At 62.9% G+C, this 16399-nt stretch carries 18 protein-coding genes; 9 read left to right on the top strand and 9 right to left on the bottom strand.

The window, feature by feature from the left end; translation table 11 throughout:
- The first annotated feature begins 65 nt into the window (after positions 1–65).
- Genes OZ411_RS37730 through OZ411_RS37720 form a run of 3 tightly spaced genes read left to right on the top strand, consistent with a single transcriptional unit; the run spans position 66 to position 1696 of the window.
- A complete protein-coding gene (locus OZ411_RS37730; RefSeq protein ID WP_130580226.1) occupies positions 66–293 on the top strand; it encodes a hypothetical protein in 228 nt (75 codons plus the stop codon).
- Positions 290–568 carry a type II toxin-antitoxin system RelE/ParE family toxin gene (locus OZ411_RS37725; RefSeq protein WP_282531991.1) on the top strand — a complete coding sequence of 93 codons (279 nt, stop codon included), beginning with the start codon at positions 290–292 and terminating at the stop codon, positions 566–568. The genes OZ411_RS37730 and OZ411_RS37725 overlap by 4 nt, the downstream gene beginning before the upstream one ends.
- 60 nt (positions 569–628) lie before the next feature.
- The gene (locus OZ411_RS37720) at positions 629–1696 is read left to right on the top strand and encodes a threonine aldolase family protein (RefSeq protein WP_282531990.1); all 1068 of its coding nucleotides are present in this window, start codon (positions 629–631) and stop codon (positions 1694–1696) included.
- Positions 1697–1783: 87 nt separating this feature from the next.
- On the opposite strand, the gene OZ411_RS37715 is transcribed toward OZ411_RS37720, so the two are convergent.
- The 4 genes from OZ411_RS37715 to grxD form a co-directional block, all read right to left on the bottom strand.
- Positions 1784–3073, bottom strand: a complete 1290-nt coding sequence (locus tag OZ411_RS37715; RefSeq protein WP_282531989.1) for a serine hydrolase domain-containing protein — start codon at positions 3071–3073, stop codon at positions 1784–1786.
- Entirely contained in the window at positions 3054–4292 is a 1239-nt protein-coding gene (locus OZ411_RS37710) for a serine hydrolase domain-containing protein (protein WP_282532005.1), read from the bottom strand. Before OZ411_RS37710 ends, OZ411_RS37715 begins: the two co-directional genes overlap by 20 nt.
- A gap of 88 nt (positions 4293–4380) precedes the next feature.
- Positions 4381–4935, bottom strand: coding sequence for an O-acetyl-ADP-ribose deacetylase (locus tag OZ411_RS37705; protein WP_282532004.1), 555 nt, complete (start codon positions 4933–4935; stop codon positions 4381–4383).
- Positions 4932–5264 carry a Grx4 family monothiol glutaredoxin gene (grxD, locus tag OZ411_RS37700; protein WP_028166390.1) on the bottom strand — a complete coding sequence of 111 codons (333 nt, stop codon included), beginning with the start codon at positions 5262–5264 and terminating at the stop codon, positions 4932–4934. The genes OZ411_RS37705 and grxD overlap by 4 nt, the downstream gene beginning before the upstream one ends.
- Before the next feature lie 303 nt (positions 5265–5567).
- Here grxD and egtB point away from each other — a divergent pair, with 303 nt between their 5' ends.
- Both egtB and egtD read left to right on the top strand, forming a co-directional pair.
- Positions 5568–6821, top strand: a complete 1254-nt coding sequence (egtB, locus tag OZ411_RS37695; protein WP_282531988.1) for an ergothioneine biosynthesis protein EgtB — start codon at positions 5568–5570, stop codon at positions 6819–6821.
- A gap of 109 nt (positions 6822–6930) precedes the next feature.
- Positions 6931–7902 carry an L-histidine N(alpha)-methyltransferase gene (egtD, locus tag OZ411_RS37690; RefSeq protein WP_282531987.1) on the top strand — a complete coding sequence of 324 codons (972 nt, stop codon included), beginning with the start codon at positions 6931–6933 and terminating at the stop codon, positions 7900–7902.
- Here egtD and OZ411_RS37685 read toward each other — a convergent pair.
- Positions 7878–9080 carry a low temperature requirement protein A gene (locus tag OZ411_RS37685; RefSeq protein WP_282531986.1) on the bottom strand — a complete coding sequence of 401 codons (1203 nt, stop codon included), beginning with the start codon at positions 9078–9080 and terminating at the stop codon, positions 7878–7880. The genes egtD and OZ411_RS37685 overlap by 25 nt on opposite strands.
- A gap of 21 nt (positions 9081–9101) precedes the next feature.
- The gene (locus tag OZ411_RS37680) at positions 9102–9347 is read right to left on the bottom strand and encodes a BolA family transcriptional regulator (protein WP_028166386.1); all 246 of its coding nucleotides are present in this window, start codon (positions 9345–9347) and stop codon (positions 9102–9104) included.
- 173 nt (positions 9348–9520) lie between these two features.
- Between OZ411_RS37680 and OZ411_RS37675 the strand changes: the two genes are divergently transcribed.
- Positions 9521–9880, top strand: coding sequence for a DUF427 domain-containing protein (locus OZ411_RS37675; protein ID WP_282531985.1), 360 nt, complete (start codon positions 9521–9523; stop codon positions 9878–9880).
- A gap of 69 nt (positions 9881–9949) precedes the next feature.
- Here the strand turns inward: OZ411_RS37675 and OZ411_RS37670 are convergent, their stop codons facing one another.
- Positions 9950–10123: a DUF1328 domain-containing protein gene (locus tag OZ411_RS37670; protein WP_028166384.1), complete on the bottom strand. Its 174-nt coding sequence runs from the start codon at positions 10121–10123 to the stop codon at positions 9950–9952.
- A 107-nt stretch (positions 10124–10230) separates the two neighbouring features.
- A complete protein-coding gene (locus OZ411_RS37665) occupies positions 10231–10614 on the bottom strand; it encodes a hypothetical protein (protein WP_282531984.1) in 384 nt (127 codons plus the stop codon).
- Positions 10615–10786: 172 nt separating this feature from the next.
- On the opposite strand from OZ411_RS37665, the gene OZ411_RS37660 reads away from it, so the two are divergent.
- The gene (locus OZ411_RS37660) at positions 10787–11971 is read left to right on the top strand and encodes an acyltransferase (RefSeq protein ID WP_282531983.1); all 1185 of its coding nucleotides are present in this window, start codon (positions 10787–10789) and stop codon (positions 11969–11971) included.
- A 119-nt stretch (positions 11972–12090) separates the two neighbouring features.
- Here OZ411_RS37660 and purL read toward each other — a convergent pair whose 3' ends face one another.
- Positions 12091–14298, bottom strand: coding sequence for a phosphoribosylformylglycinamidine synthase subunit PurL (purL, locus tag OZ411_RS37655; RefSeq protein ID WP_282531982.1), 2208 nt, complete (start codon positions 14296–14298; stop codon positions 12091–12093).
- A gap of 160 nt (positions 14299–14458) precedes the next feature.
- Between purL and OZ411_RS37650 the strand changes: the two genes are divergently transcribed.
- The gene (locus OZ411_RS37650) at positions 14459–14938 is read left to right on the top strand and encodes a PaaI family thioesterase (RefSeq protein WP_130582351.1); all 480 of its coding nucleotides are present in this window, start codon (positions 14459–14461) and stop codon (positions 14936–14938) included.
- Positions 14939–15009: 71 nt separating this feature from the next.
- Positions 15010–16008, top strand: a complete 999-nt coding sequence (locus OZ411_RS37645; protein ID WP_130582350.1) for a DMT family transporter — start codon at positions 15010–15012, stop codon at positions 16006–16008.
- Positions 16009–16399 lie beyond the last annotated feature (391 nt).

The following is a 16399-nucleotide window of genomic DNA, read 5'->3' as shown; positions in this document are numbered from 1 at the left end:
GTCGAAGGCCCCGGGATCCCGGGGCCTTTTTGTTTGGGCACCAAATTGGTATTATAGTTTCAACCATGACCCGATTACTCGAAGAAGCGTTTAGTACGGTTGCCAACCTGCCAGATGCAGAGCAGGACGAGCTCGCGCGCGCCATGCTGGAGCTTGCGGGCGTCGATCAGCCGCCCATTCAGTTGACACCCGAGGAAGAAGCCGATCTGGCGGAAGCTGACGCCGAGATTGCGCGCGGCGACCTCGCCTCCGCCGACGAAGTACGAGCCATGTGGGCAAAGCACGGGCTGTGAACATCCGCTACACGCGCCGCGCGCTTGCGCAAGTCGATCAAGTCCTCACCTACATCGAAGCACGATCACCTCAAGGCGCGGTTCACGTTCGTGACCGGATCGCGGCGCTCGTCGCACTGTTGCAAGAGCATCCCCGCGCAGGCCGTGCAACGAGCCGTCCTAACGTCCGTCGTCTTCCGGTGAACCCCTATCCTTACCTAATTGATTATCGCGTGACCGCGACCGAAATTATCATTATGCGGTTTCGTCACGCCGCCCGGCGACCGATCGGCTGACAGGTGATTTGCGCTGCAATTTACCGGCACGACGACGTCACGGAGCAATAAGGAAAGTCCATGTCTTACACCCCTGCCCCGCGCGATCCCAAGGCTCCACCCGTTCGCATCAATCTCTTGTCCGACACCCAGACGCGCCCGGCGCCCGGGATGCGGGAGGCGATGGCGCGGGCGGAAGTTGGCGACGAGCAGATCGGCGATGATCCGACGGTAAACCTGCTCTGCGAGCGCGTTGCCGACCGGCTCGGCAAGGAGGCCGCGGTGTTCATGCCCTCGGGCACCATGTGCAACGTCGCCGCGACGCTGGCTTATTGCCGGCCCGGCGACGAGATCCTGGCGCATGCGACCGCCCATATCATCGCCCGCGAAGGTGGCGCGCATGCCGCGCTCGGCGGCTTCCAGATCACGCCGCTCTCCGGCGAGGACGGCCAGTTCGCGCCGGAGACATTCCGCGCGGCGCTGCATCCGCGCTCGCGCTACCAGCCGCCGCAGGTGCTGGTCAGCGTCGAGCAGACTGCCAATATCGGCGGCGGCACGATCTGGAAGAAGGCCGCGCTCGACGAGATCGTCGGTATCGCCAAAGCCCATGGGCTCGCCACCCATATGGACGGCGCGCGGCTGCTCAACGCCTGCGTCGCTACCGGCATTTCCGCACGCGACATGGCGAAGGGTTGGGATTCCGCTTGGATCGATTTCTCGAAGGGACTGGGCGCGCCGATCGGCGGCGTGATCGCAGGCAGCCGCGATTTCATCGATGAAGTCTGGCGCTGGAAACAGCGCCTCGGCGGCTCCATGCGCCAGGCCGGCATCTGCGCTGCCGCCTGCATCTACGCGCTCGACCATCACGTCGAGCGCCTCGCCGACGATCACGCCAATGCAAGAGCGCTGGCGCGCGGGCTGTCGCAGATCGACGGCATCGAGGTGCAACAACCCGAAACCAATCTCGTCTTCTTCAAACCCGATGGTGCGGGTGTCGCCGGCGACAAGATGGTCGCCGAGTTGGGCAGGCGCGGCGTCCTGCTCGCGATGATGGACGGTCGCATCAGGGCCTGCACGCATCTCGATGTGACGCCCGGCATGATCGAGGAAACGGTCAGCCTGGTGCGGGAAATCGTGCGCGGAGCGTAGACCTGTAGCCCGGATGGAGCGAAGCGTAATCCGGGGAGACTGTCCCGGATTACGCTTCGCTCCATCCGGGCTACGAAACCCTACGGTTCACCGTCCCATCGCCTGATAGATCAGCGTCTTCAACTGCAGTTGAATCCGCCCGCGCTGCGAGGGGGTCTGCACCATGAAGATCCCGAACATGTCGTCTTCGGGATCGATGAAGAAGAAGGTGCCGGCGACGCCGTCCCAGCGGTATTCCCCTGTGGGCCATGACGTGCCCGGCGGCACCGAGGTGCGCACGGCAAAGCCGAGGCCGAAGCCGCTGTTCGCGCCGGGGTAATAGCGATCATCGCGTGCGATCTTCGTCTCCGGGCTGATATGATCCTTCGTCATCAGCGCGATGGTCTCCGGCTTGAGATAGCGCCGCCCCTCGAACGTGCCGCCGTTCAACAGCATCTGCGCAAACCGCGCATAGTCGCCGATGGTGCCGATCATGCCGGCGCCGCCTGACTCCCACTTGCGCGGCTGCATGGGATCGCTGACCATGGTGGTCGGGCCGAGCGCACGGTCGTCCGGCATCGGCTCGGCGATGCGCGGCCGCTTCGTGGGATCGGCGACGTAGAAGGCAGTCTCGTTCATCCCGAGCGGATCGAGCAGCCGCTCCTTTTCAAACTGGTACAGCGTCTTTCCCGAGATAACCTCGATCACGCGGCCGAGCACATCGGTGGAATGCCCATAATCCCAGAGCGTGCCGGGTTGCTCGGCGAGAGGCAATTTCGCGATCCGTGCGGCGAATTCGGCGTTGGTCCAGTCGCCGTTGAAAAGGTTCGCATCCGCATAGAGCTTTCGCACCGTGCTGTCGTCGGAGAAGCCGTATGTCAGACCGGACGTATGGCGCAGCAGATCCTCGATCGTGATCGGGCGCTTGAGCGGCTCCAGCGCAAGCGTCGTGCGGCCATCCTCCGCCCGCCGGTCGACGCCAACCTTCATGTCCGCGAATGCCGGGATGTATTTCGACACGGGGTCGTCGAGCGCGAGCTTGCCGTCCTCCACCAGCATCATCGCGGCCACCGAGGTGATCGGCTTCGACATCGAATAGAGGCGGAAGATGGTGTCCGCGCTCATCGAGAGCTGAGTGGCGACGTCGCGGACGCCGAAATTCTCGTCATAGACCGGCTTGCCGTGCTGCTGGATCAAGAGGATAGCGCCCGGAATCTTGCCGGTCACGATCTCGTTCTTGATGTACTCGCTGACACGCGCGAGCCCCGCGGCGGAAAAGCGGTGCGCGCCGGTGGCCGGAGATTCCGCGCGGGCGCCACAGCCGGCGCCGACCAGAAGCGCGAGCGCCGCCACGACAATCAGGCGGCGCGAAAAAGCTTCAGTTCTCCATTGCTTCATAGACCAACTGCTTCAGCGTCCGCTGGATACGTTGCCGCTCGGTCGGCGTCTGCTCCAGGAGCACGAAGAACATATCCTGCTTGCGGTCGATCACGAAATAACAACCGCTGGCGCCGTCCCATTTCAGTTCGCCAAGCGAACCAGGCGGCGGCGGCTTTGCGTTGCCGGGATCGGTCCGAACCGCGAGTCCGAGCCCGAAGCCAAAGCCATCGCCGGGAAAATAGAAGTAATCCCGTCCCACTCCGGAGGTGGGACCGACCTGATCGGTCGTCATCAGCTTGAAGGTCTCGGGGGTCAGATAGGTCCGGCCCTCGAACGTGCCGCCATTGAGCAGCATCTGCGCAAACCGGGAGAAATCCGCCATGGTGGAGACCATGCCGCCACTGGCAAACTCCATTTTCTTGACAACCGTCGGGTCGTTCTCGCGCCCGACCCGGAAATTGCTGTCATTCGGCATCGGCTGCGCCAAAAGCTTCTGCTTCTCCGGATCGGTGACGAGGAAGCGGGTGTCGTTCATGCCGAGCGGATCGAGCAGCTTCTCCCGCTCGATCGCAAGCAGCGGCTTGCCGGATACGATCTCCATGATGCGCGCCAGCACGTCGGTGGAGTGGCCGTACTGCCAGAGCGCGCCCGGTTGGTTGTGCAGCGGCAGCTTGGCAATCCGCTCGGCAAATTCGGCAAGAGCGAAATCGCCAGCATAGAGATTGGCGGATGCGTAGGCCTTGCGCACCAGGCTGTCGCCATAGAAGCCATAGGTGATGCCGGAGGTGTGGCGCATCAGGTCGAGCACGGTCATCGGCCGGTCCGGCGGCACCAGTTCGAGCGTCTTGCTGCCGTCCTCGTTCTTCTTCTCGACGCCGACCTTTACATTGGCGAAGGACGGGATGTATTTCGCAACCGGATCATCCAGCTTGAACTTGCCCTCTTGAAGGAGTTGCACCGAGACAAAAGCGGTGATCGCCTTCGTCATCGAAAACAGGCGGAAGATCGTCTTGTCGGTGATCGGCGCCTTGCTCACCACGTCCTGCACGCCGAAGGACTGGTGATAGACCGGCTTGCCATGCTGCTGGATCAGGACGATCGCGCCCGGGATCTTACCGGTCGCGACTTCGTTGTCGAAGAACGCTCCGATCTTCGCAAGCTTGTCCTGGTTGAAATGCGCGCCTGCAGGAATATCGAAGGTTCCTTCCGCACCAGCGGCAGGCCATGCAGCAAGCATCAGCGCGCCTGTCGCCAGCACGCGCAGCAACTTAAATGAATTCATTTGGACCCCTCCCGAATTCGGCCGAGAGTGTAGCGGCGGCGCCTCAACCAGCACAAGGGCCGTCAAGACCGGCCAAAGCCTGCTCATGCAGCCGAGCGCTGGCCTCCGAGAAGCAGCAGAAGATCACCCGGTTGACCGCCGGCGCTTGGCTAAGTCCCTCCGCGACCGTCCAGACCGAAATCCCGGCGGCACGGTCGGCGGGGAAGCGATAGACGCCGGTCGAAATGGCGGGAAATGCCAGCGAAGCAAGTCCGTTCGCCTGACAGAGCTCGAGCGCGCGGCGATAGCAGGAGGCGAGCAATCCATCCTCGCCCTGACCGCCGCCGTGCCAGACCGGCCCGACGGCGTGGATGACATGCCGGGCGGGAAGCCGATAACCGTGTGTGATCTTGGCATCGCCGGTTGCGCAGCCGCGCAACGTACGGCACTCGACGAGCAATTCGGGTCCGGCGGCGCGATGGATCGCGCCATCGACACCGCCTCCGCCCAGGAGGGACGAATTGGCTGCGTTGACGATGGCGTCAACGCGCAACGTGGTGATGTCGGCAACGATGACCTCGAGGCGCGTGTTGCCGAGCTGGCGCGCCATCAGGCTCAGGCGGCGGCGCCGACCGGAACGCCCTTATCGGCGAAAAGCTGCTGCAACTCGCCGGCCTGGAACATCTCGCGGATGATGTCGCAGCCGCCGACGAACTCGCCCTTCACATAGAGCTGGGGAATGGTCGGCCAGTTTGAATAGACCTTAATGCCGTCGCGCAGCTCGGCGGACTCCAGCACGTTCAAGCCCTTATAGCCCACGCCGATGTGGTCGAGGATCTGCACCACCTGGCCCGAGAAACCGCACTGCGGAAATTGCGGCGTGCCCTTCATGAACAGCACGACGTCGTTCGACTTCACTTCGTTGTCGATGAATTGTTCGATGCTCATTTTCGTTTCCCTTTGGGGCTCCGCCCCTTGCGGCATTGCTGGTGGGCCGGCTCGACCCGCTTACCCCGCGACTGGATATATATGTAGCCCAAACCGTTGTGCATCCAAAGCAAAATGGCGGTGAGCTGGCATGCATGAGGCCCTTTTCGGGCGGCGGCCGGGCCTCGGGCCCATAGTCTGACGGCACTAATATCATGACCGCGAGAGGCTTTTTTCCCGAACGGGAGCCCCTATCTAGGACGGACCGCCCGTCGGGAACCAGTTTGGTATAGCAACGTTCTCTCCTGCATTTCGGAGACACCCGTGACGAAACCAGCATCCGCTGCCGCCACCCTTGCGCCACCCTCCCCATCACGCGCTTCTGATTCCGGTCCCCTGTCCCAGGATCTGGTGGAGGCGTTTCTCGCGGTGCGGGATGAAACCGAACGCCGGGCCGCTCCCCTGTCCGCGGAGGACCAGCTGATCCAGTCCATGCCGGACGCGAGCCCGGCAAAGTGGCACCGCGCCCATACCACCTGGTTCTTCGAGCAGTTTCTGCTCGGGGAGCACCAGGACGGCTACAAGCCCTTCCATCCGGACTACGCCTATCTCTTCAATTCCTATTATGTCAGCGCCGGCCCTCGCCATGCCCGCGCCCAGCGCGGTCACCTGACCCGGCCAAGCGCCGACGAAGTCACCGCCTATCGCCGCCATGTCGACGATGCCGTGGTGAAATTCTTCAAGGCCGCGGGCGAGGAGAAACTGACAAAGCTGGTGCCGCTGGTCGAGGTCGGCCTCAATCATGAACAGCAGCATCAGGAACTGATGTGGACCGACATCCTGCACGCCTTCGCGCAGAACCCGATCCCGCCGGCTTACGATCCGGCATGGCGCTTCCCGGCCTCGCAGCGCGGCGGCGAGGAATGGGTGACGCTGAACGAGGGTATCCACACCATTGGGCATCCAGACGACAGCTTTCATTTCGACAATGAAAAGCCGGCCCATCGCGCCCTGATCGGCCCCGTCAAACTGGCGCGAAATCTTGTGACCAACGCCGACTGGCTCGCCTTCATCAAGGACGGCGGCTATTCGACAGCGACGCTGTGGCTAATGGACGGTTTTGCAACCGTCGAAAAGGAAGGCTGGGAGGTGCCCGGCCACTGGCGCAACGTCGACGGCCAATGGCAGATCATGACCTTGGGCGGCCTGCAGCCGATCGACCCGGCAGCTCCGGTATCCCACGTCAGTTACTACGAGGCCGACGCCTTCGCCCGCTGGGCCGGCAAACACCTGCCGACCGAGATGGAATGGGAGGTCGCCGCACGCGCCGGCCAGCTCAACGACGCCTTCGGCATCGTCTGGCAGTGGACCCGCTCCTCCTACTCACCCTATCCGGGCTACCGGGCAATCGAGGGCGCGCTCGGCGAGTACAACGGCAAGTTCATGGTCAATCAATTGGTGCTGCGCGGTTCCTCGCTTGCAACTCCGAGCGGTCACAGCCGTATCACCTATCGCAACTTCTTTTATCCGCACCACCGCTGGCAATTTACGGGATTACGGCTCGCAGATTACGCCTGATCGGTTCTCAAGCATGATCCGGAAAGGCGGATGCCGGTTTTCCGAAACGATCATGCGCAAAAACAACCAAAAATCATAGCGCGCGGGAAGGCGCGTTCAGGAGAGTATCATGAATGTGCATGCCCGCGCTTTAGCCAAGGCCTATGCCTTCGACGAACAGACCGCAGCCTTTGCCGAAGATGTCATCGGACGTCTCGCGCAACATCCCAAGCACCTGTCGCCCAAATATTTCTATGACGCGATCGGCTCGGAGCTGTTCGAGCAGATCACGGTGCTGCCGGAATATTACCCGACCCGCACCGAACTCGGCATCTTGCGCGATCGCGGGGCCGAGATCGCCGCGATCATCCCTGCGGGCGCGGCGCTGGTCGAGTTCGGCGCGGGCGCGACCACCAAGGTGCGCCTATTGCTCGAGCACTGCGAATTCAGCGCCTACGTGCCCGTCGACATCTCCGGCGATTTCCTGAACGCGCAAGCGGACGGCCTGCGCAAGGACTTTCCCGGCCTCCGCGTCTATCCGGTCGCGGCCGACTTCACCGCCCCGTTCACGCTGCCGGCCGAGATCGCTGAGATGCCGAAAGTCGGCTTCTTCCCGGGATCGACGATCGGCAATTTCGAGCCGCAGGAAGCCACCGATCTCCTGCGCACCGCGCGTGAAATCTTAGGTGCCGGCGCGCAGATGATCATCGGCGTCGACCTCGAGAAGGACGAGCGCGTGCTGTACAACGCCTATAATGATTCAGCCGGTGTCACCGCGCGCTTCAATCTGAATGTGCTGGTGCGCATCAACCGCGAGCTCGGCGGCAATTTCGATCTCTCCGCCTTCTCCCATCGCTCGATCTACAACCGCGACCGCCACCGGATCGAGATGCACCTGATCAGCCGCAAGGCGCAGAGCGTACGGGTCCTCGGCAACACCTTTTCATTCCGTCCCGGCGAGAGCATTCACACCGAGAACAGCTACAAATATTCGCTGGAGCGCTTCACGGAGCTGGCCCGAAGCTCGGGCTGGACCGTCCGGCAGTCCTGGACCGACGCGGCAAAGATGTTCTCGGTTCACGCGCTGGTGGCTTCGGAATGAGATTCCGAAGCCGAGCGCAGCGACACGGATTCCCATACCGCGACCGCGATCAGGATTGCAGTCGTAAGGAGCGAGAGCCATAGCGGCGCCAGCTCGCTTGCGAACCAGCTCAGCGCGAGCAGCGCGACGATGCCGACGATGTGGGAGAGCTGCAGGAAGCCCCTGATCGAGAGCTTGAACAGGATCGTTCCTACCAGGAACAGAAGCGGGCCGCCGATCGTGCTCAAGATCGTCTTGAGATCGGAATGGCCGCCGGGATGCTTCAGCACCAGCTCGTCCGACACCGCCGTTAGGATGATGCCGGCGACGATCGGCATGTGCAGATAGGTGTAGGCAAGGCGGGCCAATTTCCCTGATTCGGCCGATGTCGAGATCAGTTCGGAGCCGGCCTCGGCGCCTTTGTGGAAATAGATCCACCACATCGCGATGCTGCCGACCAGCGAGGACACGAAGGCCAGCACGATCTCGGTGGTCCAGCTCAGCTCGGCAAAGGTCGCGCCGTTGACGACAACAGCCTCGCCGAGCGCGATGATGATGAAAAGGGCGCAGCGCTCGGCCATATGGCCGCCTTCGACCGCCCAAGCTTCGAGCGAGGACGGCCCCAACCCCGGAATCCAGAACCGCGCCGCCGGCGAGACATATTCGATCACGACCGCGATGATCCACAGCCATAGCCTGGACTCACCCTCGGCAAGGCCGCCGAGGATCCAGAACACGGCAGACGTGGAGAGCCAGGCCAGGATGCGGATGGCATTGTGGCGCACCGCCGTCCAGTGACGCGGCGTGGAGACGAACCAGAACGCGGTACGCCCGACCTGCATCACCACATAGGCGATGGCGAACCACAGGCCGCGGCCTTCAAAGGCCGTCGGGATTGTGGTCGACAGCACGAGGCCGCCGAGCATCATCAGGAACAAGAGAATGCGGACCGGCGTCAGCTCCGGATTGAGCCAGTTGGTCACCCAGGCCGTGAAGACCCAGACCCACCAGACCGCGAGGAACAGCAGCGTGACCTGGACCGCGCCGATTGGCGTGAAATGATGGAGCAGCGTGTGCGAGATCTGCGTGACCGCGAACACGAACACCAGATCGTAGAACAGCTCGGCATAGGTGACGCGGCTATGCTGATGTGGCGCGACGACGCGAAACATCGCGCCGCGTCGATTCTCCGCAGCCATCGGTGCCCCCTTGCGAGATGATCAGGCCTCGGGCCCGCCAGGCACCCCGGTCTGCAGCGCCAATGCGTGCAGTATGCCGCCCATCTGTCCCTTGAGCGACTGGTAAACGATCTGGTGCTGCTGGACACGGGACTTGCCGCGGAAGGATTCCGAGATCACCGTTGCCGCGTAATGGTCGCCGTCACCGGCCAGGTCGCGGATCGTCACCACGGCATCGGGAATGGCTGCCTTGATCATGGATTCGATATCGCGGGCGTCCATCGGCATCCCAGTACACCTCCATTTCGACGTTCAAATCGCGGCCGACACGGCCGGCCACGCGGAGCAGAACCTAGCGCTTGCGCTCTTCTAGGTCATCCTATCAGGCACTATATACCGCTTCCAATCGTTTTAGCTGCATCATTCGGTCACAACGAACTGACCAAAAAAGGCGCAGAATCATGAAACTCCCAGGTCCCGACCATCCGATCACGATTACCCCCAATCCCAAGCGCATCCGCGTCCGGGCGGGGGATATCGTCATCGCCGACTCCACCCATGCGCTGACCCTGAAGGAAGCGAGCTATCCCGCCGTGCAATACATCCCGCGGCAGGATGCCAACATGGCCCTGCTCTCCCGGACCGAGCGCACCACGCATTGCCCCTACAAGGGCGATGCGAGCTATTTCAGCATCAATGCCAACGGCAAGACGCTGGAAAATTCGATCTGGACCTATGAGACGCCCTTCCCGGCGATGACGGAGATCGCGGGACACTTGGCGTTCTATCCGGACAAGGTCACGATCGAGGAAGTGGCGTAGAGCGAAAGTGATTGCTTGCCCTGTACTGAGACGTGGATGCCCGGGACAAGCCCGGGCATGACGATGCGGCTACGCTCTGAATATCGTGAGTCCGAGTATCAGGAGCACCAGGAAGATCACGACGAAAATATAGAACAATACCCGCGCGATATCGGCGGAGGCTGCCGATATGCCGGTGAAGCCGAGCAAGCCGGCTATAATCGACACCACAAGAAAAATCAGCGCCCATTTAAGTAACGTCATCGCCCTCTTCTCCAGCTTCTTCGCGGGAGTAACCTCGGGCGATAGCGCGAGTTCCACAGCGATGGGCGGCGAATCGCTCGCCGCCCGCTTCGCCCTGCTGGTTTTCCCTATCGTCCCATGCGTCCGGGAGAACCAGGCGTCACGATGTCATCGTCCGGCATGCCGTTCGGCGACAGGCCGGTCCCCGTGGTGCCCGGCGACGTATCGGGCGCGCTTGGCTGGCTGAGGGTTGGGTTGGGCGTGGTGGACGTTCCGCCGGTGCCCATTCCGGTTGTGGAGCTTGATTGTCCGCCGGGCGCCGACGAAATTCCCGCCGATCCCGGATTGGTCGGCACAGCCGCCGGCGGTGGCGCACTGCCAACGCCAGACGAAGCACCGGCCTGCGCTCTCCCGGCGCCGATGCCGCCACCTGACGCTTGCGCGAAGGCGGCTGATGACGCCGTCATCAATGACATCGCGATGACGGCCGATAGATGCAATTTGTGTCGCATGGTAATTCTCCGTATGGCATGCGGCCGCACCAACGTCCGCTGAATCGCGTCGTTCCGTTGCTCACGCAAGCGCGAGATCACATCGACGTTTTCGGCAGCTAATGATTGGGCCTTGCCCAATCCGGTTCCGGGTTGCAACATCACAACCGATCACCTCTCAGAGGGGGCGCCTATGAGCTCGATCTCCCACACCATGGCGACGGCGGAGGCTCACGCAGCACCGAAAGCAAAAGCGCGTAACGCCGCGCTCGATCGCGCCCGAACTTTCCTGACGCTGGTCGTGCTGTTGCACCACTCCGTGATTCCCTACACGCATTTCGGACACACCGATCCAAAATCGTGGATCGGCTTCGACATGGTCGTGCTCGCCACTGACAGCTTCTTCATGGCGATGTTCTTCTTCCTGTCGGGACTGTTCGTGTGGCCGGGGCTGGCTCGGAAAGGACCACTGCAATATCTGCTCGATCGCCTGGTTCGACTTGGCCTGCCCTTCGTGGTCTGCGCGTTCACGCTCATCCCGCTGGCCTATTACCCCATCGCGCTGCGCCAAACTCCGGATCTGAGCTTTTCCGAGTTCTGGTGGAAAACCATCACCGTGGGGCCATGGCCGAGCGGCCCGATCTGGTTTCTCTGGATCTTGCTCGCCTTCGACCTCGTCGCGAGCGCGGCATATAAGCTGTCACCCAAAGTCATCGATCCGATCAATCGCCTATCGCTCAAGGGTCATGAACAGGCCACCCTGTTCTTCATGGTCATGCTTGCGATCACCGCCGTGCTCTACATTCCGGGGCGCGTTCACTTCGGGCCAGGGAGCTGGTTCGAGTTCGGACCGTTCTCGGTGCAGCACGGCCGAGTGCTGCTCTATGCGACCTACTTCTTTTTCGGCGCGGGCATAGGCGCCATGTATTTGGATCGCGGTCTGCTGGCGGCAGACGGCCGGCTTGCAAAGAGTAGCTGGGGCTGGGCGGTCGCGGCGCTCGTTCCGTATTGCCTGATGTGGGTGCTGATCTACATCAAGCGCGAAATCCTCGGGAATCCGGTACGGCTGCCGGACTGGTATGAGGCGACCTACGGTCTCTTCTTCGCTTCCTTCAGCGTCGCCATCATGTTCGTGATCCTGGCCTATTTCCTGCGATTCAAACAATCCGGCTGGAGCATCCTCGATCCGATGCAGCCTGATGCCTATGGCATGTTCCTGGTGCACTATCCGATCGTGCTCTGGCTGCAATATTGGATGTTCGATTTCAATTGGCCGGCGATCGTGAAGGCGGCCATCGCGTTTGTGCTGACGGTGCTGCTGAGCTGGGCGGCGACAGCGGCGCTGCGGAAGATTCCAGGCGCGAAACACGTGCTGTGAAGGCCCTCGTCTTCTCCGCCGTCATTGCGAGGAGCGACAGCGACGAAGCAATCCATGCCTCCGCAAGTGGCGACATGGATTGCTTCGCTTCGCTCGCAATGACGGGGGAGCCCGAGCGACTACGTCGCCTTGCCGCTCATATAGGCCGGTAACCAGCGCTCGAACGCCTCGTTCAGCGTCGTGATCGCCACCGGCGTTTCGCCCACGATTGAGATCGAGTCGCCGCCGGTGGTGCCGATGCGCGCGCAGGGCATCCCGCACCCCCGCATCTTCGCAAGCACACGGCCGGCGTCGGCCTCGGGTACGGTGACGATGTAGCGCGCCTGATCCTCGCCGAACCAGTAGGCGTGCGGCACCAGCGCCGTCGGTGCTGCCAACAGGCGGGCGCCGATGCCGCTTGCGATCGCCATCTCGGCGAGCGCGATCAACAGCCCGCCGTCGGAGATGTCATGCACCGCGGTCGCCGTGCCAGCGTGGATCATGCCGCGCACGACATCGCCATTGCGCTTCTCGGCGGCGAGATCGACCGGCGGCGGCGCGCCTTCCTCGCGACCGCAGATATCGCGCAGATAGACGGACTGGCCGAGCCAGCCATGGGTCTCGCCGATCAGGAGGATCGCCTCGCCTTCCGCCTTGAACGCGAGCGTCGCGGACTTGGTGAAATCGTCGAGCACGCCGACGCCGCCGATCGAGGGCGTCGGCAGAATGGCGCGGCCGTTGGTCTCGTTGTAGAGCGAGACGTTGCCGGAAACGACCGGGAAGTCCAGCGCGCGGCAGGCTTCCGAAATGCCCTGCAGGCAGCCGACGAACTGGCCCATGATCTCGGGCCGCTCAGGATTGCCGAAATTGAGATTGTCGGTGATCGCGAGCGGCTTGCCCCCGACCGCGGTGATGTTGCGCCAGGCTTCGGCCACTGCCTGCTTGCCGCCTTGATAAGGATCGGCCTCGCAATAGCGCGGCGTCACGTCGACGGTCATCGCCAGCCCCTTCGGCCCATCCTGCACGCGGACCACAGCCGCATCGCCGCCGGGGCGCTGCACGGTGTTGCCCAGGATGACGTGATCGTACTGCTCCCAGACCCAGCGCTTCGAGCAGAGATCGGGCGCGCCGATCAGCTTCTCCAGCGCCTGCGGAATGCCAAGCGGCGCCTCGACATCGCGCGCATGGATCACCGGCTGCGCGGCGGAAGCCGTGTGCGGGCGATCATAGAGCGGCGCCTCGTCGCCGAGTTCCTTGATCGGCAGATCGGCCATGACGTCGCCGCCATGCTTGACCACGAAACGCTTGGTTGGCGTGGTGTAGCCGACCACAGCGAAATCCAGGCCCCATTTGCGGAAGATTGCTTCGGCTTCCTGCTCCTTCTCGGGCTTGAGCACCATGAGCATGCGCTCCTGGCTTTCCGAGAGCATCATCTCGTAGGCGCTCATGCCGATCTCGCGGGTCGGCACCGCGTCGAGATCGAGGTCGACGCCGAGATCGCCCTTGGCGCCCATCTCGACCGCCGAGCAGGTGAGCCCCGCCGCGCCCATGTCCTGGATCGCGATCACGCAGCCCTTTTCCATGATCTCGAGGCAAGCCTCGAGCAGCAGCTTCTCGGCGAAGGGATCGCCGACCTGCACGGTCGGACGCTTCTCCTCGGAATTGTCGTCGAATTCGGCCGAGGCCATCGAGGCGCCATGGATGCCGTCGCGGCCGGTCTTGGAGCCGAGATAGACGATCGGCATGTTCACGCCGGAGGCCGCCGCATAGAAGATCTTGTCGGCATCGGTGAGCCCGACCGCCATCGCATTGACCAGGATGTTGCCGTCATAGCGGGTGTGGAAGCGGACCTGCCCGCCCACCGTCGGAACGCCGAAGGAATTGCCGTAGCCGCCGACGCCGGCGACCACGCCCGAGACGAGGTGTCGCGTCTTCGGATGCTCCGGCGCGCCAAAGCTCAGCGCATTGAGGCAGGCGATGGGGCGCGCGCCCATCGTGAACACATCGCGTAAAATGCCGCCGACGCCGGTGGTCGCGCCCTGATAGGGCTCGATATAGCTCGGGTGGTTGTGGCTCTCCATCTTGAAGACCACGGCCTGGCCGTCGCCGATGTCGATCACGCCGGCATTCTCGCCCGGCCCCTGGATCACCCAGGGCGCTTTCGTGGGCAGTCCGCGCAGGTGGATGCGCGAGGACTTGTACGAGCAGTGCTCGTTCCACATCGCCGAGAAGATTCCAAGCTCGGTGAAGGTCGGCACCCGCCCGATCAATTTCAGGATGCGCTCATACTCGTCTGGCTTGAGCCCGTGGGCGGCGACGAGTTCGGGGGTGATCTGGGGCTCGTTCATGGGTCCCTTATTAGGTAGATCGGCGGTGCGGGCAAAGGCCTTTTATGGCGCTTTTCCGCCCTGTCCAGAGCTTTGCGGCGGCGGCCGCGGGCTGACGAATTTGCAGAAACGGACAGGATCGGATTTAAGGATCGGAACTCAATTTTGAAAGCCTGCGAGCGTGAACGACCTCTCCAAGACCGCATTCCTCCGCCGTCCCGACCTGCATGTCGCAACCGAGGGCGAATTCAAGGGCTGGCGCACCTGGATCCGGGACAGCTTCGAGAGCCATGTCGGCCCATTCTGGCACCGGATGGATGAGAACGGCCGCGTGCAGTGCGCCTTCCGGGTGGAGAAGAAGCACCTGAACGGGATGCGCAACGTCCATGGCGGCTGCTTCATGGCCTTTGCGGATTACTGCCTGTTCGCGATCGCCTCGGCCGAATTGGAAGGCCCGGGCGTGACGGTGGCATTCTCCTGCGAATTCCTCGACGCGGCCCGCGAGGGCGAGCTGGTCGAATGCACGGGCGAAGTGACCCGCGCCGGCGGCTCGCTGATCTTCCTGCGCGGCATGCTGAAAGCGGGTGAGCGCTCGCTATTCACCTTCTCCGGGACGATCAAGCGGGTGAAGCTGAAGGCGACGCTTGAGGCCAGCGCATAGCTCGCCGCCTTTCCTTTTTGCGCTCTCAGGCTAAGACTGGCTCCAGCGCGCCAATGCGCCGGGAGCAACAGGTGCCGAAGAGCACATCAAGGACGGGTAGCGTGACGGCTGCGGTGGAAACGCCTGCGCTGTCAGCCCTGAAGCGGCCGCACCATCGCTGGCAGGATTATGCGTTGCTGCTCGCGCTCGCCTGCTGCTGGAGTTCGACTTATCCCTTGACCAAGATCGGTCTCGGCTCGATCCCGCCGATCACCTTCATCTCGGCCCGTTCGCTGATCGCGGCGGTGTTCCTGCTCGTGATCCTGCGCATCCGCGGGCTTCGCATTCCGACCGACGCCAAGGCGTGGAAGCTGTTCGCCTTCCAGCAGACCATCAACTCGACGATCCCATTCCTGGTGATCACCTGGGCGCAGCAATATGTGGCGGCGGCTCCCACCGTGGTGCTGGCCTCGACCACGCCGATCTTCGCCTTCCTGATCACCTGGGCCATCACGCGGCATGAGCCGGCGACGCTGTTGAAACTCACTGGGGCGATCCTCGGCCTTGCCGGCACCGCCGTCATCATCGGCCTCGATGCGCTCAGCGGCCTCGGCAGCGAGATCTTTGCCGAGATGGCGATCCTGCTCGCCACCATCTCGTTCGCCTGCGCCACGATCTTCGGCCTGCGCCTGTCCGATTACGACCCGATGGTGGTTGCCGCCGGCTCGCTGTTGTTCGGCGGCCTCATACTGCTGCCGGCCGCCATCATCGTCGAACATCCCTGGACGCTGCATCCGACGCCGCAAGCGCTCGCTGCCGTCAGCACCATGGGCATCTTCTCCAGCGCAATCGGCCTGATGCTGTTCTACATGTGCCTCGCCCGGCTCGGCACGCTAACCACCAATGCCCAAGGCTATCTGCGCATCCCGATCGGCGTCGGCCTTTCGGTGGTGCTGCTCGGCGAAGCCGTACCCTCGAACCTCGCCCTCGGGCTTGTGCTCGTCATGGCAGGGGTAGCAGCGATGACCGTTCCGGGTGACCGCTACAAGCTCGCCCTGAACTGGCTGCGGGCGCGGCTGACGGGCGCGTAGAGTGGGCAAAGCGCAGCGTGCCCACCATCTAACGGTGTGCTCGCAATGGTGGGCACGCTTTCGCTTTGCCCACCCTACAACTTCGCCGCGAGTTCTGATTCAAATTTCAAACAGCTCTCCGCTGTCATCGTCCGGCTTGACCGGACGATCCAGTATCCCAGAGGCGGTCGTGCTTGAGCCGAGAAGCCCCCGGATACTGGATGCCCCGCCTTCGCGGGGCATGACGGTGGAGTATGAGGAAGCAACAGTTCGCATTCTCGCGGCATGATTTACCCGAGCTTTGCGTCATCTTCACCCTCCTCGAGATCAGAGGGCGCAGAGAAAGCCGGGTGCTGGTTGCACCCGTGGGTCCCGTGCAACAAAAAGCACGGGGGTAGGACCACAGGTTCAA

Origin of the sequence: Bradyrhizobium sp. Arg237L, assembly GCF_029990105.1 — a bacterium.
GTDB lineage: Bacteria > Pseudomonadota > Alphaproteobacteria > Rhizobiales > Xanthobacteraceae > Bradyrhizobium.
The sequence above is the reverse complement of the archived record's forward strand: the minus strand, read 5'-3'. Positions and strand labels throughout refer to the sequence as shown.

What these genes read in the sequence shown, in the direction of transcription:
- purL (WP_282531982.1), bottom strand. Translation starts at nt 14,298, where the DNA reads ATGAACGAGCCCCAGATCACCCCCGAACTCGTCGCCGCCCACGGGCTC.
- OZ411_RS37710 (WP_282532005.1), bottom strand. Translation starts at nt 4,292, where the DNA reads ATGCTTGCTGCATGGCCTGCCGCTGGTGCGGAAGGAACCTTCGATATT.
- OZ411_RS37665 (WP_282531984.1), bottom strand. Translation starts at nt 10,614, where the DNA reads ATGCGACACAAATTGCATCTATCGGCCGTCATCGCGATGTCATTGATG.
- OZ411_RS37715 (WP_282531989.1), bottom strand. Translation starts at nt 3,073, where the DNA reads ATGAAGCAATGGAGAACTGAAGCTTTTTCGCGCCGCCTGATTGTCGTG.
- OZ411_RS37720 (WP_282531990.1), top strand. Translation starts at nt 629, where the DNA reads ATGTCTTACACCCCTGCCCCGCGCGATCCCAAGGCTCCACCCGTTCGC.
- OZ411_RS37660 (WP_282531983.1), top strand. Translation starts at nt 10,787, where the DNA reads ATGAGCTCGATCTCCCACACCATGGCGACGGCGGAGGCTCACGCAGCA.
- grxD (WP_028166390.1), bottom strand. Translation starts at nt 5,264, where the DNA reads ATGAGCATCGAACAATTCATCGACAACGAAGTGAAGTCGAACGACGTC.
- OZ411_RS37670 (WP_028166384.1), bottom strand. Translation starts at nt 10,123, where the DNA reads ATGACGTTACTTAAATGGGCGCTGATTTTTCTTGTGGTGTCGATTATA.
- OZ411_RS37675 (WP_282531985.1), top strand. Translation starts at nt 9,521, where the DNA reads ATGAAACTCCCAGGTCCCGACCATCCGATCACGATTACCCCCAATCCC.
- OZ411_RS37730 (WP_130580226.1), top strand. Translation starts at nt 66, where the DNA reads ATGACCCGATTACTCGAAGAAGCGTTTAGTACGGTTGCCAACCTGCCA.
- OZ411_RS37680 (WP_028166386.1), bottom strand. Translation starts at nt 9,347, where the DNA reads ATGCCGATGGACGCCCGCGATATCGAATCCATGATCAAGGCAGCCATT.
- OZ411_RS37685 (WP_282531986.1), bottom strand. Translation starts at nt 9,080, where the DNA reads ATGGCTGCGGAGAATCGACGCGGCGCGATGTTTCGCGTCGTCGCGCCA.
- egtD (WP_282531987.1), top strand. Translation starts at nt 6,931, where the DNA reads ATGAATGTGCATGCCCGCGCTTTAGCCAAGGCCTATGCCTTCGACGAA.